Genomic DNA, 12,587 nt, shown 5'->3' with positions numbered 1-12,587 from the left:
TCGCGAGCTATGCAACCGCCGCACTGCTCTCCATAGAAGAGCATGAACGGACAAGGTCGCATGGGTTGAGACCAGAGAGAGCTGGTGCAGTTATAGCGCGAAAGGGCGGCCTTGCGGCCGCCCTTTCGATTGACTCACTACATTAGCTATCAAACCCCGACAGGATTAGCCTTCTCAGGATCAATCTTGTACTGCTTGATCGCCCTTGCCACATCCTTAGCCGTCATCTTCCCTTCCTTCGCCAGCGCCGCAATCGCGGCGTGCGCGATGTAGTACCGGTCAACCTCGAAGAAGCGACGCAGGTTGGCACGCGTATCCGAACGACCGAAGCCATCCGTACCCAGCACCGTGTACGACATCGGCACGAACGAGCGGATCTGGTCCGCGTACGCACGCACGTAGTCGGTGGCGGCAATGGCCGGGCCCTGGCGGCCTTCCAGCAGCTCGGTCACGAACGCCTTGCGCTGCTCGCCTTCCGGGTGGAAGCGGTTGTAGCGCTCCACGTCGAAGCCGTCGCGGCGCAGTTCGTTGAAGCTCGGGCAGCTCCAGATGTCGGCGGTCACGCCGAAGTCCTTGTCCAGCAGCTCGGCCGCGGCAATGGCTTCGCGCAGGATGGTGCCCGAACCCAGCAGCTGCACGCGCAGTTCGCCCTTCTTTGGCTTGCCGGCGTCGGTGAGCAGGTACATGCCCTTGACGATGCCGTCGGCCGCGCCTTCCGGCATTTCCGGGTGGGTGTAGTTTTCGTTCATCAGGGTGATGTAGTAGTACTCATCAATCTGATCTTCCATCATGGCCTTGGTGCCGTGCTGCAGGATCACCGTCACTTCGAAGCCGAAGGTCGGGTCATAGCTGCGCACGTTGGGGATGCCACCGGCCACGATGTGGCTGAAGCCATCTTCGTGCTGCAGGCCTTCACCGTTCAGCGTGGTGCGGCCGGCGGTGCCGCCCAGCAGGAAGCCACGGGTGCGCATGTCGGCGGCCTGCCAGGCAAGATCGCCCACGCGCTGGAAGCCGAACATGCTGTAGTAGATGTAGAACGGCAGCATCGGCACGTTGCTGACCGAGTAGCTGGTACCGGCCGCCATCCACGAGGCGATGGCGCCCGGCTCGCTGATGCCCTGCTGCAGCACCTGGCCGCTCTGGTCTTCGCGGTAGAACATGAGCTGGTCGGCATCAACCGGCTTGTACTTCTGGCCGAACGGCGCGTAGATGCCGATCTGGCGGAACAGGCCTTCCATGCCGAAGGTACGGGCTTCGTCGGCCACGATCGGCACGATGTGCGGGCCCAGTTCCTTGTCGCGCAGGGTGATGTTGAGGCTCTGCACGAAGGCCATGGTGGTGGAGTAGCTGCGCTCGCCGCTGCTCTTGAGCAGGCGCTCGTAGCTTTCCAGCTTGGGGGCCACGAAGCTCTTTTCGGCCTTGCGACGGCGCTGCGGCAGGTAACCACCCAAGGCGGCGCGGCGTTCCTGCAGGTACTTCACTTCCGGCGAATCCGGGCCCGGGTGGTAGAACGGCACCTGGCCGTCGGCCAGCTGGGCGTCGGTCACCGGGATGTTGAAGCGGTCGCGGAAGTGGCGAACGGCGTCGTCGTCCAGCTTCTTGGTCTGGTGGGTCGGGTTCAGTGCTTCACCCGCGCTGCCCATGCCGTAGCCCTTGACCGTCTTGGCCAGGATCACGGTGGGCATGCCCTTGGTATTCACGGCTTCGTGGTACGCGGCATACACCTTGTGCGGATCGTGGCCGCCACGGTTGAGGCGCCAGATATCGTCGTCGGACAGGCCGGCCACCATCGCGGCGGTCTCCGGGTACTTGCCGAAGAAATGCTCGCGGGTATACGCGCCACCGAAGGCCTTGCAGTTCTGGTATTCGCCGTCGACGGTTTCCATCATCAGCTTGCGCAGGACGCCATTGGTGTCCTTGGCCAGCAGGGCATCCCAGTAACCGCCCCACAGCAGCTTGATGACATTCCAGCCGCCGCCACGGAAGACGCCTTCCAGTTCCTGGATGATCTTGCCGTTGCCACGCACCGGGCCGTCGAGGCGCTGCAGGTTGCAGTTGACCACGAAGATCAGGTTGTCCAGGCCTTCGCGGCCGGCCAGCGCGATGGCGCCCAGGGTTTCCGGCTCGTCGCTCTCGCCGTCGCCGATGAAGCACCACACCTTGCGGTCGGACTTCTCGATCAGGCCACGGTTTTCCAGGTAACGCAGGAACTGCGCCTGGTAGATGGCGGCCAGCGGGCCCAGGCCCATCGACACGGTGGGGGTCTGCCAGTAATCGGGCATCAGCCACGGGTGCGGGTAGCTGGAGAGGCCACCGCCGTCCACTTCCATGCGGAACTTGTCCAGCTGGGCTTCGTCGATGCGGCCTTCCAGGAAGGAACGCGCATAGATACCCGGGGCGCTGTGGCCCTGGATGAAGAGCAGGTCGCCGGGGTGGTTGTCGCTGGGGGCGCGCCAGAAGTGGTTGAAGCCCACGTCATACAGCGTGGCGCCGGAGGCGAAGCTGGCGATGTGGCCGCCCAGGTCGCCGGGCTTGCGGTTGGCGCGCACCACGGTGGCCATCGCGTTCCAGCGGATGATGGAACGAATGCGCCATTCCAGTTCGGCGTTGCCCGGGCTCTTGGCCTCCAGGGTCGGCGCGATGGTGTTCACGTATTCGGTGGTGGGAGAGAACGGCAGGTACGCGCCCGAACGACGGGTGAGTTCAACCATGCCTTCCAACAGTTGATGCGCGCGCTCGGGGCCCTCGACATCAATTACGGCCTTCAGCGACTCGATCCATTCCTGGGTTTCCACAGGATTCGGGTCGTTGTTCAGCACCTCGTTCAACCAGTTCATTTGCGCTCCCATGACCGCACGCACGCGCGCGACTGTTTTAGATTTCTAGCCGCAAAGTGTAGCGCACCCTAGGGTTTGCTTACTTCGCTACGGGTGCGTATGGACGATGGGGCGGTGTCCTTGGGGACAGCTTGGGCCACGGTTTTGGCCCGCTGCTACGGTTCCACGCGCGTGTTAAGCATGGGCGGGCGCGATGACGCCGGCAGGTCAGAAGGACAGCGCTGGACAAGCCGATGCAGCTGGCGCGGGCGCTGCGGGCGGTTGGCGCTGCCAAGTGCGGCGGTTGTGCGCGCTGCGGGCAGGGCCAACGGGTGCCGGCGAGGGGGCGAATTGTTCCACCACGGGCACGCACCGTCGCAGCGGGGATGCACCTGAACGCATGCCTGCCGTGCGCGCGCCGTTGCTGGCGGCGGGCGGGATATCGATATATCGTTCCGCCATCGCATTCGATATATCGAAATGACTGCTCCGCGTGACCTCGACCGCCCTGCCCGCCCGCTGACCGCACGCCCGCTCAGCCGCGGCGACCTGCGCCTGCTGATGCTGGCGCTGCTGGGCGAGCAGCCGCGCCACGGCTACGAGTTGATCCAGCTGATCAGCGACATGTTCGTGCGGGTGTACACGCCCAGCGCGGGCTCGATCTACCCGGTGCTGGCGCAGTTCGAGGCGGCCGGCTGGGTGGGCGCCATCGAGGACGGCGGGCGCAAGCGCTACCAGCTGAGCGCGCTGGGGGCGGCCGAGCTGGCCGCGCAGCGCGAAGAGGTGGACGCGGCGCTGCGCCGGGTGCGCGACAGCGCCCGCACGATCACCAAGGCCAACCTGCCGCCCAGCGTGCGCGATGCCCTGCGCGAGCTCAAAACCGCGTTGGGCCTGTGCCACGGCCGCTGGAACGACACCAACGCCAGCAGCGTGGCGCAGGCCCTGCGTGATGCCGCCGCCCATATCCGCGGGCAAGGACGCTGAGCATGCCGTTGCCCCCTTCCACGTATTCGACCCAGCCAGCCCCGGCCAGCCAGGTCTTCCCCCTACGCCGCGCTGCGGCGCATTTGATTACAGGTGTTCCCCATGGCTGTGCATGAAAACAAACTGCTGCGTCATACCGTGAAGTTCCGCCCGCTGCAGGTGCTGCGCACCGAAGAGATCAGCCCGTGCATGCGCCGGGTGATCGTGGGCGGGCCGGCGCTGGAGGGCTTCGATTCGCCCTCGCCCGACGACCACGTGAAGCTGTTCTTCCCCAATGCCGAGGGGCAATTCGTGGTGCCCACGATGACCCCGGAAGGCCCGCGCTACCCGGAAGGCCAGCAGCCCTCGCCCGCCCGTGACTACACGCCGCGCTGGTGGGACCTGGAGGCCGGTGAGCTGGCGCTGGATTTCGTCATGCATGGGCACGGCGTGGCGTCGAGCTGGGCCGCCAACGCGCAGCCGGGCGACGCGATCGCGGTGGGCGGCCCGCGCGGGTCGCACATGACCGCACCGGACTACGACACCTACGTGCTGATTGGCGACGAAACCGCACTGCCGGCGATTGGCCGCTGGCTGGAGACGCTGCCGGAAGGCGCGCACGCCGATGTGTATATCGAGATTCCCGAGTCGGGCGACCGCCAGGAACTGCCGGACGATGACCGCATCCGGGTGTCGTGGCTGGAGCGCAACGGCTTCGATGCGGCCAGCAGCACGCTGCTGGAAGACGTGCTGACCGATTTCGAGGAGCCCGACGGCGATACGTTCTACTGGATCGCCACCGAGTCGCGCCGGGCGCGGATGATGCGCAAGTACATCGAAGGCCACCTGGGCGTGCCCAAGGACTGGATCCGCTCGACCGGCTACTGGAAGGCCCACGCCGACGAGCACGACGGGGATTGAGCCAGGCCGGGGCGGCTTCTGACGCAGGCAAGGTCAGCGGAGAACGCCTGGGCAGCGCCTGGTGGCCGTTGCCCCGGATACTATCGCTGGTGGAAGCACATGACGGCCGTTCGCCCGCCACGTTCGTAAATGGAAGCGCCTGACAGCGGGATACCCTGTAGGGCGCCGGGCATCGCGCCGCGGGTAACAAGCAGCCCCTTGAGGGTGCGCCTGCCGACGAAGATGGCCGACACACCGTCTTGGCGCTCGTGCAGAATGCGCACCTCGCTACCCGCCAGCCCGCCTGGAGGCTGTTGCAGCCCCACTACGCGCTTTTCGCCAGGCCCCACCAATAGCCCGCTGGTCACTTTGAATGTGGCCGAGTTGCGACCGAGTATCTGGCTGTCCGCCCACGCAACTACCTCGGCGGCATCGCCCTTGTCATTCACAAACTTGTAGTACTCGCCGCAGCTGAGGTAGTTGCAACTGGACAGCCCAACAACTGCCCCCATCCCCAGCAAAAGGCGGGCTAGTGGCAGCCAGAATGCGCCGAAACACTTAGTCGCCACCGTACTTTTCATAGTAGTAGTACCCCGCGTCGGCCAGGAACTGTCGCTGGGAAATGTTGCCGAATGTGCCCTCGCTGGACGAGTTCCAACCAACGATTGCGGCCTTCATCCGTGTTGTTCATCGTGGCAATGCCCCTGTTGGCCAGGACCAGGCACCGGGCGAGAGTGGCCCAGCGGCCGGCAATACACAACCGCCTGTCCAGTCAGCCGCCGGGGGCCGTTCAAGGGGCGGCGCGGCGCCCGCGGCTGCGCCTGCACGGCGATGGCAACCCGGCGGAGGGCACCGGAGGGTCCTCGACTGGAATGCGCCCGCGACGGGCACCGGCTGCGAATGCGACAATCGCGTTTTGGGCCGGTGCTTTTCCATGCAAGCAGTTTCTTATTCGGCGCTGGCCGACCTGATCGCCCGCGCCGAGCGCGCCGACCCCGCCCTGGATGCCGCGCTGACCGCGCTGGCGCCGTCGGTGGGCGGCAACGTGGCCCCGCTGCGGGCGGCGTTGGTGCCGCTGGCCCTGGCGCAGGCGGCGCTGGTGCAGGCCAACGCGGATATCGGCCTGGTGGCCGATGAGCTGCGCCGCTATCAGAAGTTTGCCGCGCCCGGTAAGCCGAGCCTGCAGATCGTGCAGCTGCGCAAGCAGCAGGCCACGGTGAAGCAGGCTGCGCTGATTGCCCGGCAGAATTTCGCCCAGGCCACGCACGCCTTCCTGCGCGACGGCGGCTTGACCGCGCCGGCGCGCCGGCTGCCCACCGACTTTGCCACGGCCTGGCTGGGCAAGGTGGTCACGGCGGTAGAGGCGGGCTGAAGGGCGCCGCGGTAGTGCCGGCCGCTGGCCGGCTCCTGGTGATGCCGGTTGGCTGGGGAGCCGGCCAGCGGCCGGCACTACCGGTTACGTGGTTGGCGACAGTCCGGTTACGTGGTGGGTGGCAGTCCGGTTACGTGGTGGGCGACAGTCCGGTTACGTGGTTGGCGACAGTCCGGTTACGTGGTTGGCGACAGTCGGATTCCGTGGTTGGCGCCAGTCTGCTTACGTAGTTGCCGAGGGTGGTGACGCTGCCACGCGGCGCCAGCCATAGCGCTTGGCCAGGCCGGCCTCGATCAGCACCAGCGCCAGGATGATCAACAGCGGCAGCAGCAGGCCGAAATAGATGCCGGGCATCATGCTGGTGAGCTGCGCCTTGAGCAGGCGGATGACGCCTTTGGTGTGCAGCAACTCGTTCATGCGCATGCCCAGCGCTTCGCGGAAGACCTTCTTGTCCACGCCGCTGTAGCCGGCTACTTCCTTGGACACGCTGTCTTCCACCCATTGCGACATCAGCGCGCTGCGCACGTGTTCGACCCCGCGGCGGGTCCAGCGCGTGAGCGTGCCTTCGCCCTGCAGGTAGCTTGCGCCCGGCAACGGGTGTTCGGCCAGGTAGGCGTCCACCACCTGGCGGGTGGCGTCGTGCACGGTGGCGTCGCTGCGCATCAACGTGGCGAGGGCGGGATCGTCGAGCGACTGTTCGAAATCCACCATCCAGCTGGCCACCAGGGTCTGCAGGTGCGGCTGGAAATGGTCGATCTGTTTGTACAGCGCGCGCTGCGCGCCGGCGGCAAAGCCCAGCTGCAGGCCGGTGAAGGCGAACAGCAGCGGCAGCAGCACCACGTAGGTGGCCAGGGTGTAATGGTGCCAGCGGTTGCGGCGGGCGAACCAGCGGCGGCGATGCATGGCCAGCCAGGTGGCGATACCCAGGCCCAGACCGACCAGCGTGCCGATGAGGCTGCCGCCGATCAGGTCGAGCAGGCTCAGGCCGGTCCAGAATTCCATCATCCAGAATTGTGCGTCTTGCACGGGTGTGCTCCCTTTGCGCGTGAAGCGGGGGAGTGTAGGCGATGCGGATCAGCCCCGCCGGGGGCATTGCGACACGACCGGGGTAGAGCCGACCGTTGGTCGGCTGTCGCGGCAATGGGCCCAGGGTAGAGCCGACCGTTGGTCGGCTGTCGCGGCAATGGGCCCATCGATGTCATGCAACGGCAGCCGACCAACGGTCGGCTCTACCCGGGTTGGGCCGCGCAAACAACTGCGGGACCACGCCCCCCACCCAAACAGAAAGCCCGCCTTTCGGCGGGCTTTCTGCAGTTCTACATCAGCAACCGATCAAGCAGCCGGCTTTTCGCCGGTGGCTTCGGTGGTGATGCGGATGTTCACTTCATCGCTGACGTTCGGGGCATACGCGCCCACGCCGAAATCGCTGCGCTTGATGGTGGTGGTGGCGTCGAAGCCGGCGGCCGGCACCTTGGCCATCGGATGCTCGCCACCGCCGTTGATCGTCACATCCAGGGTCACCGGCTTGGTGATGTCCTTGATGGTCAGGTCGCCGGTCACGGTGAGCTTGTTGGTGCCGTTGGCTTCCACCTTGGTGCTCTTGAACGAAGCAGCCGGGAACTTGGCGGCGTCGAAGAAGTCGGCGCTCTTCAGGTGCTCGTCGAACTTGGCGGTGAAGCTGTTGAGGCCGGTCAGCGGCAGCTTCACTTCCACGGTGGACTTGGTCACGTCGGCCGCGTCATACACCAGGGTGCCTTCGGCCGCGCCGAAGTGGGCGGTCGGGTGCGAGAAGCCGAAGTGGCTCCACTGCGCCAGCACGTCGGTGTGGGTCGGGTCGAGCTTGTAGGTGCCCGAGGCGATCTGGATGGCTTCAGCAGCCGGGGCGGCCGGGGTAGCAGCAGCGGTGTCGGCAGCCGGGGTGGTGGCGGCAGCGGCCGGCGCAGCGTCGGCGGCCGGGGCAGCGGCTTCGTCGGCCGGCTTGGAGCAGGCGGCGATGGCCAGGGTGAGGGCCAGCGGCAACAGCAGTTTGCGGGTCATGGTCATGTCAGGTCTCTCTCGAATGCGAAGGGAAAAGTACAAAGGTGAGACAAACAGCCCGTCCGCTCAGACGGGCCGGGGTCTGGCGGAAACGCTTATGCGATGCGCGCTGCTTCGTCGAAGCTCAGGCGGGGCAGCCGCGGGAACAGGCCCGAAGAATCACCGTACCCCAAGTTGACCAGGAAATTCGACTTGATCGCGGTGCCCTTGAAGAAGGCTTCGTCGACCTTGGCATTGTCGAAGCCGGACATCGGGCCGGCATCCAGACCCAGCGCGCGGGCGGCCAGGATCAGGTAGGCGCCCTGCAGGCTGCCGTTGCGGAATGCGCCTTCGGTACGGGCTTCACGCGGGCCGTCGAACCACGCCTTGGCGTCGGTGTGCGGGAACAGGTAGGGCAGCTTTTCGTGGAAGTCTTCGTCGAAGGCGACGATCACCGTGACCGGCGCGGCCAGGGTCTTGTCGTGGTTGCCTTCAGACAGCGCCGGGGCGAGCTTGGCCTTGGCTTCCGGGCTCTTCACGAACACAAAGCGCGCCGGGCTGCCGTTGGCCGCGGTGGGGCCCCACTTCAGCAGTTCGTACAGGGCCTGCAGCTGGCTGTCGTCGACGGGCGTGTCGAGGAAGGCGTTCTGGGTGCGGGCGGTACGGAACAGCTGGTCAAGCGCAGCATCGTTGAGCACGTGGGACATGGAGCCTCCAGAAAAGGGGGAAAACCTTGGCGTCGCCTGCCGGTCGGTCGGGGTGACCGTGGGAGGGGCGAAGGCTGGCAGTGTAGAGTGTCGTGACAGTTGCAACACCCAGCCTGACTGAAACGAATTAATGCCATACGTGAAACGATGGAGTCCGCCCTGGACGATCACTGACGGCCGTGCCGGCAATGTGCGGCAGGCGGTGGCGCTGGCGTCGGCACTGAAACTGGGGGCGCATCAACCGCTGGTGCTGAGCCCGCGCGCGCCGTGGCGCTGGCTGGCGCCACGCTGGCTTCCGGGCGCGGCACGCGGCTTCGGCCCGGCCTTCCAGCAGCTGGCTGCCGCGCACCCGCAGCTGGCCATTGGCTGTGGCCGCCAGGCGGCCGGGGCGCTGCGCGAACTGCGCCGGGGCGGCACCAAGGTGGTGCAGATCCTGGACCCGCGGATCAGCGCGCGGCACTGGGACCTGCTGGTGGTGCCCGAACACGACCGCCTGCGCGGCAGCAACGTCCTGACCCTGCTGGGCAGCCTGAACCCGGTCAACGATGACTGGCTGGCCTGCGGGCGCGCCGCGTTCGCTGCCTTCGGCGCGTTGCCCGGCCCACGCACCGCACTGCTGGTGGGTGGCCCTACCCCGCACGCGCCGTGGCACGAGCCGCACATGGTGCAGGTGTTCCAGCAGTTGGCCGCGCAGCTGCGTGCCGAAGGCGGCAGCCTGCTGGCCACCACGTCGCGGCGCACGCCGCCGGCGCTGGTGGGCGCGCTGCGCAGTGCCTTCGCCGATGTTCCGCATGTGATCTGGGGCGACGGCGGCGACGGCGTCAATCCGTATGCGGGGCTGCTGGGCTGGGCCAACCGCGTGGTGGTGTCGCCCGATTCGGTGAACCTGCTGTCCGAGGCGTGCGCCACGCGCATGCCGGTGGCGGTGGCCCTGGCCGACCAGGCGCAGGCGCGGCTGGCGCAGTTCCAACAGGCGCTGCGCGAACGCGGGCGGTTGCAACCGCGCTGGCTGGACTGGCACACCGACGGGCGCATCACGCCGCTGCGCGAAACCACGCGCATTGCCGCCGAAGTACAGGCGCGCCTGCTGCCGGTATGATGCGCCGGCGGCACCGTGCCGTGGGAGAACACGCCTCATGGAAGACCGCCGTCCTGCGATGATCACGCGCCTGCGCCAGGCGGTGCTGTGCGGGCTGTTGCTTGGCACCGCCGCCATCGCCCAGGCCGAACCGCAGTGCGTTGAACGCTATCCCACGCCGGCGGCGCTGGCGTCGATGTTCGATGTGGCGCTGGCCACCACCGACGCGTTGGATGCGCTGGAGGGCGTGGACGTGGTGCTGGTGGCACGCGGCGGCCAGGACCTGAGCAAGTACGGGTTGCGCCACAGCCACGTGGCGTTCCTGCTGCGCGAAGACGACGGCCAGTGGCGCGCGGTGCACCTGCTCAATCCGTGCAAGACGGCGCAGTCGCACCTGTTCCGCGAAGGCGTGGCCACCTTCATTGGTGAAACGTCCGCGCATACCGACCTGCGCATCGGCGTGCCCACGCCGGCGCTGCGCGCGACGTTGAAGACGATGCTGACCCAGCCGGCCATCCAGGCGCGCGCGCTGCACGAGGCGCGCTACAGCGTGGTGGCCTACCCGTTCAGTACCGAATACCAGAACTCCAACCAATGGATTCTGGAAGTGCTGGCGGCTGCATTGGCGCAGAACGAAGACGGCACGCTCATCGTCAACCGCACCCAGGTGCAGGACTGGCTGAAGCAGCACCGCTACCGGCCCAGCACGCTGCACATCGGCGTAGCCAAGCGCTTGGGCGCGCGCTTCTTCGTGCCCAATGCGGCGGTCACCGACCACCCGGCCAGCGAGCGCATCTCGGGCAACTATTCGGTGGTGACGGTGGAGTCGGTGTTCGACTTCGTGCAGCAGCAGAAGGCGCTGCAGATGGAACTGCCGATCGCGCACGTGGCGGTGGACGGCATCACCGCGCCCAAGCCGTGAGTCAGCTGCGGGCAGCACGATTGCAGGCATACTGCCGGCCTTACAGGGATGCCCCCAGGGAAACGCTGATGACACGGATTGCCCGCCTTGCCGTTTCGCCGCTGCTGGCCGTTGCGCTGTGCGCCACCAGCCTGCCCGCCTCGGCGCAGATGTTGACCGGTAACAAGCACCCGGTGGCCAGCAGCGTCATCGTGACCTCGATCGTGAGCGTGGTCGTGATCACCGCGCCGATCTGGATGGTCTCGGCCGGGGTGAGCAAGGCCAGCGACGGTTCGGCCCGGCGCAGCCGCGCTGCCAAGGCGCGCAAGGCCCAGCCGTTGCCGCCGCTGACCGTGGAAAAAGTGGAGCACACCGCCGATGGCGGCATCCAGCTGGCCCTGCAGAACCCGCAGGCGCCCGAAGACCTGGCCGTGCTGCAGTGGCCGAACCAGGCCGACAGCCCGGTAACCGCCGTGGCCGTGGGCGACGTGCTGGCCTTCACCCCCACCGAGGGCGGCGCCGGCTGGAACGTGGCCAACGCGCAGGGCACCACGCTGGCGTTCCTGCCTACCGACCCCGACGCGGCGCAGCCGAGTGCGCGCTGGTAAGCGCAGTGCGCGGGTTGTTCACCTGAGGAATGGCGGCATGAAACGAACGGTTGCACTCTCTTTGCTGGCGGTGGCGCTGCTGGCCACCGGCCTGCCCGCGTCGGCGCAGGACCTGAGCCGCGCCTCGCCGGTGACCAGCAGCGTGCTGGCCACCTCGGTGGTGAGCCTGGCGGTGATCACCGCGCCGGTGTGGTTGAGCGCGCTGGGGGTCAGTGAGCTGCACGACGCCTCGATGCCGCACAACCGGGCGGCCCGGGCCGCCGCGAAGAAGGCCGGCCCGCTGCCGCCGCTCACCGTGGAACGCGTGGCCCAGCAGCCCGATGGCGGCTACCGGGTGGACCTGCGCAACCCGGAGGCGCCGCAGGACCTGGCGGTGGTGGAATGGCCGGCCCGTGCCGACAACCCCGCCGCCGGCGTGAAGGTGGGCGACGTGCTGGACTTCAAACCGACCCCGGCCGGTGCCGGCTGGACCGTTGCCAACGCCAACGGCGCGGCGCTGGCGTTCCTGCCGACGACCACCGCGGCGGCCACCAGCATGAGCGAACGCTTCTAGATGAACCGGCCCGGGGTGGCCCCGCGTCGCCCAAGCCCGGATAATCCGCCGCTTCCCTGACTTCCCCCGGTGCGCCATGTCTGTGCGTCCTTCGATCACCTTTGCCCCGTTGACCCCGCGCGCGCTGTTGCTGGCGGTGCTGGCCATGGGCGCGGTGGTGCTGGGCAGCAACGTGCTGGTGCAGTACCCGATCAACGACTGGCTGACCTGGGGCGCCTTCAGCTACCCGGTGGCGTTCCTGGTGAGCAACCTGATCAACCGGCGCTTCGGGCCGCAGGCCGCGCGCAAGGTGGCGTGGGCCGGGTTCGCGCTGGCGGTGGTGTTGTCAATCTGGATCGCCACGCCGCGCATCGCCGTGGCGTCGTGCCTGGCCTTCATTGCCGCGCAGCTGCTGGACATCACCGTGTTCGACCGGCTGCGCCGCGGGCACTGGTGGCGCGCGCCGATGGTGGCCACCACCTGCAGCGCCACGCTGGACACGACGATCTTCTGGAGCATCGCGTTTGCCGGCTCCAGCTTGCCGTGGGTGAGCTGGGCCGCGGGCGACCTGGCGGTGAAGCTGACCATCGGTGTGTTCCTGCTGGCGCCGTTCCGCGCGTTGCTGTGGAAGATGGCGCCGCGCGCGGCGTAAACGCGCTGCTTCGATGCATCGGCTGGACAGTGCGCAGGTGGG

At 67.4% G+C, this 12,587-nt stretch carries 13 protein-coding genes; 8 read left to right on the top strand and 5 right to left on the bottom strand.

Features of this window, described 5'->3' with window-relative positions; all coding sequences use genetic code 11:
* Positions 1–149: 149 nt before the first annotated feature.
* Positions 150–2,837: a pyruvate dehydrogenase (acetyl-transferring), homodimeric type gene (gene aceE, locus ACZ0AE_RS02000; RefSeq protein ID WP_159495571.1), complete on the bottom strand. Its 2,688-nt coding sequence runs from the start codon at positions 2,835–2,837 to the stop codon at positions 150–152.
* A gap of 459 nt (positions 2,838–3,296) precedes the next feature.
* Between aceE and ACZ0AE_RS01995 the strand changes: the two genes are divergently transcribed.
* Positions 3,297–3,800: a PadR family transcriptional regulator gene (locus ACZ0AE_RS01995; protein ID WP_354285675.1), complete on the top strand. Its 504-nt coding sequence runs from the start codon at positions 3,297–3,299 to the stop codon at positions 3,798–3,800.
* 102 nt (positions 3,801–3,902) lie between these two features.
* Positions 3,903–4,700, top strand: coding sequence for a siderophore-interacting protein (locus ACZ0AE_RS01990; RefSeq protein WP_463600258.1), 798 nt, complete (start codon positions 3,903–3,905; stop codon positions 4,698–4,700).
* Positions 4,701–4,780: 80 nt separating this feature from the next.
* Here ACZ0AE_RS01990 and ACZ0AE_RS01985 read toward each other — a convergent pair whose 3' ends face one another.
* Positions 4,781–5,260 carry a hypothetical protein gene (locus tag ACZ0AE_RS01985; RefSeq protein WP_185753389.1) on the bottom strand — a complete coding sequence of 160 codons (480 nt, stop codon included), beginning with the start codon at positions 5,258–5,260 and terminating at the stop codon, positions 4,781–4,783.
* Between the two features lie 353 nt (positions 5,261–5,613).
* On the opposite strand from ACZ0AE_RS01985, the gene ACZ0AE_RS01980 reads away from it, so the two are divergent.
* Positions 5,614–6,051, top strand: coding sequence for a hypothetical protein (locus ACZ0AE_RS01980; protein ID WP_051598912.1), 438 nt, complete (start codon positions 5,614–5,616; stop codon positions 6,049–6,051).
* Between the two features lie 222 nt (positions 6,052–6,273).
* Here ACZ0AE_RS01980 and ACZ0AE_RS01975 read toward each other — a convergent pair whose 3' ends face one another.
* From ACZ0AE_RS01975 to ACZ0AE_RS01965, 3 genes are all read right to left on the bottom strand, one after another.
* Positions 6,274–7,077: a hypothetical protein gene (locus ACZ0AE_RS01975; protein WP_463600257.1), complete on the bottom strand. Its 804-nt coding sequence runs from the start codon at positions 7,075–7,077 to the stop codon at positions 6,274–6,276.
* A 306-nt stretch (positions 7,078–7,383) separates the two neighbouring features.
* Positions 7,384–8,094, bottom strand: coding sequence for a YceI family protein (locus ACZ0AE_RS01970; protein ID WP_463600256.1), 711 nt, complete (start codon positions 8,092–8,094; stop codon positions 7,384–7,386).
* Positions 8,095–8,183: 89 nt separating this feature from the next.
* Complete coding sequence (locus ACZ0AE_RS01965; protein ID WP_038690839.1) at positions 8,184–8,774, bottom strand: malonic semialdehyde reductase; 591 nt, start codon at positions 8,772–8,774, stop codon at positions 8,184–8,186.
* Between the two features lie 130 nt (positions 8,775–8,904).
* Between ACZ0AE_RS01965 and ACZ0AE_RS01960 the strand changes: the two genes are divergently transcribed.
* From ACZ0AE_RS01960 to ACZ0AE_RS01940, 5 genes are all read left to right on the top strand, one after another.
* Complete coding sequence (locus tag ACZ0AE_RS01960; protein WP_137191225.1) at positions 8,905–9,873, top strand: mitochondrial fission ELM1 family protein; 969 nt, start codon at positions 8,905–8,907, stop codon at positions 9,871–9,873.
* 37 nt (positions 9,874–9,910) lie between these two features.
* Positions 9,911–10,774, top strand: a complete 864-nt coding sequence (locus tag ACZ0AE_RS01955) for a DUF2145 domain-containing protein (protein ID WP_081797277.1) — start codon at positions 9,911–9,913, stop codon at positions 10,772–10,774.
* A 68-nt stretch (positions 10,775–10,842) separates the two neighbouring features.
* Positions 10,843–11,361: a hypothetical protein gene (locus ACZ0AE_RS01950; protein ID WP_448132891.1), complete on the top strand. Its 519-nt coding sequence runs from the start codon at positions 10,843–10,845 to the stop codon at positions 11,359–11,361.
* 37 nt (positions 11,362–11,398) lie between these two features.
* The gene (locus ACZ0AE_RS01945) at positions 11,399–11,914 is read left to right on the top strand and encodes a hypothetical protein (RefSeq protein WP_314403170.1); all 516 of its coding nucleotides are present in this window, start codon (positions 11,399–11,401) and stop codon (positions 11,912–11,914) included.
* A gap of 76 nt (positions 11,915–11,990) precedes the next feature.
* Positions 11,991–12,545 (top strand): queuosine precursor transporter, encoded by a 555-nt coding sequence (locus ACZ0AE_RS01940; RefSeq protein ID WP_038690846.1) that lies wholly within the window; start codon positions 11,991–11,993, stop codon positions 12,543–12,545.
* The last annotated feature ends 42 nt before the right edge of the window (positions 12,546–12,587 follow it).

The organism is Stenotrophomonas sp. AC248 (assembly GCF_979258185.1).
Note: the sequence above shows the minus strand (reverse complement) of the source record. Positions and strands in the feature narration are given on the sequence as shown.

Coding starts and splice junctions, on each gene's coding strand:
- ACZ0AE_RS01950 (WP_448132891.1), top strand. CDS start 10,843: ATGACACGGATTGCCCGCCTTGCCGTTTCGCCGCTGCTGGCCGTTGCG.
- ACZ0AE_RS01965 (WP_038690839.1), bottom strand. CDS start 8,774: ATGTCCCACGTGCTCAACGATGCTGCGCTTGACCAGCTGTTCCGTACC.
- ACZ0AE_RS01980 (WP_051598912.1), top strand. CDS start 5,614: ATGCAAGCAGTTTCTTATTCGGCGCTGGCCGACCTGATCGCCCGCGCC.
- ACZ0AE_RS01955 (WP_081797277.1), top strand. CDS start 9,911: ATGGAAGACCGCCGTCCTGCGATGATCACGCGCCTGCGCCAGGCGGTG.
- ACZ0AE_RS01990 (WP_463600258.1), top strand. CDS start 3,903: ATGGCTGTGCATGAAAACAAACTGCTGCGTCATACCGTGAAGTTCCGC.
- ACZ0AE_RS01940 (WP_038690846.1), top strand. CDS start 11,991: ATGTCTGTGCGTCCTTCGATCACCTTTGCCCCGTTGACCCCGCGCGCG.
- aceE (WP_159495571.1), bottom strand. CDS start 2,837: ATGAACTGGTTGAACGAGGTGCTGAACAACGACCCGAATCCTGTGGAA.
- ACZ0AE_RS01995 (WP_354285675.1), top strand. CDS start 3,297: ATGACTGCTCCGCGTGACCTCGACCGCCCTGCCCGCCCGCTGACCGCA.
- ACZ0AE_RS01970 (WP_463600256.1), bottom strand. CDS start 8,094: ATGACCATGACCCGCAAACTGCTGTTGCCGCTGGCCCTCACCCTGGCC.
- ACZ0AE_RS01945 (WP_314403170.1), top strand. CDS start 11,399: ATGAAACGAACGGTTGCACTCTCTTTGCTGGCGGTGGCGCTGCTGGCC.
- ACZ0AE_RS01960 (WP_137191225.1), top strand. CDS start 8,905: ATGCCATACGTGAAACGATGGAGTCCGCCCTGGACGATCACTGACGGC.
- ACZ0AE_RS01985 (WP_185753389.1), bottom strand. CDS start 5,260: ATGAAAAGTACGGTGGCGACTAAGTGTTTCGGCGCATTCTGGCTGCCA.